The sequence below is a fragment of the Bacillus sp. LR--39 genome (assembly GCF_053613335.1).
This window is the reverse complement of the sequence record NZ_JBSIOT010000252.1, coordinates 1-1,198: the sequence shown is the minus strand read 5'-3', so window position 1 is coordinate 1,198 and position 1,198 is coordinate 1. Positions and strand designations below refer to the sequence as shown.

The following is a 1,198-nucleotide window of genomic DNA, read 5'->3' as shown; positions in this document are numbered from 1 at the left end:
CGGATTGCCGGCCGGATTCAGCCAGTACACCAATACGGCAATGAAAACACCCGCCATAAACAAAACGCCTGCCGGTGCCCGGCGGCTTTTGAAGAATCGGTCACTGATCCAGCCGCACAAGATCGTTCCCGGTATGCCTGCGTATTCGTAAAGAAAATACGACCAGCGCGAGTCTTCAGGAGAAAAGCCTTTGGCTTCTGTTAAGTAAGTAGGCGCCCAGTCAACCACGCCGTACCGCACGAAATAAACAAATACATTGGCAAAAGCGATGTACCAAAGAAATTTGTTGTTCAGCACATATTGAAAAAGAATTTCTTTTGTTGTTAATTCTTTTTCCTGATTTTTAAAAGCGTGTTTTGGATAGTCATTCCGATACTCTTCAATTGGCGGGAGTCCGCAGGATTGAGGCGTATCACGAACCAATAAAACAATTAAAAATGAAATGATAATGGCGATGATGGCAGGGAAGAAAAACACGCTTTTCCAAGTGACGAACATCGCGATCCCAAGAGTGACAAGCGGAGCAAGAATACCGCCGCCTATGTTATGAGCGACATTCCAGATCGACATTTTTGTGCCGCGTTCACTTATGGAGAACCAATGGGCCATCGTCCTGCCGCATGGCGGCCAGCCCATTCCTTGAAACCATCCGTTGATAAACATAAAAATAAACATGATGGTGACGCTCGAAGTCACCCAAGGCATTGAAACGAATAGAATATTAACGATTGCTGATAAAAATAGGCCTGTCGCCAGAAAATATCTCGGATTACAGCGGTCAGACACCATTCCCATGATGAATTTGCTGAAGCCGTACGCAATGGACACAGCGGCCAGCACCAAACCCAGTTCTGTTTTCGAAAATCCCTGTTCCTGCAGATAAGGAATGGCAAAGGCAAAGTTTTTCCGCAGCAGGTAGTAGCCTGCGTAGCCAATGAAAATACCAATGAATACTTGCAGCCTGAGCCGTTTGTATGCCGCATCCATCTTTGAATCATCCAGTCTCTCAATGTGAGGAGCCGGTTTAAATATATTAAGCATTAACAATTATCCCCCTTTGCTGTTTGTGCTGGATGTGTGGCGTGCCTCCTTTCCCGAAAAACAAAAAGAGCCAGAAAACACCCCTTGTCAAAAGGGGTTGGATTCCTGGCTCTCCTCATCTCCATCCAAGCTATTAACTTATAATGATAGCGCTTTC

The 1,198-nt window shown here is 45.7% G+C and carries 1 protein-coding gene; it reads right to left on the bottom strand.

Features of this window, described 5'->3' with window-relative positions; all coding sequences use genetic code 11:
• A partial coding sequence (gene glpT / locus ACWHAR_RS22255) for a glycerol-3-phosphate transporter (RefSeq protein ID WP_452087854.1) occupies nucleotides 1-1,041 on the bottom strand: 1,041 nt, incomplete at its 3' end.
• Between the last annotated feature and the right edge of the window lie 157 nt (nucleotides 1,042-1,198).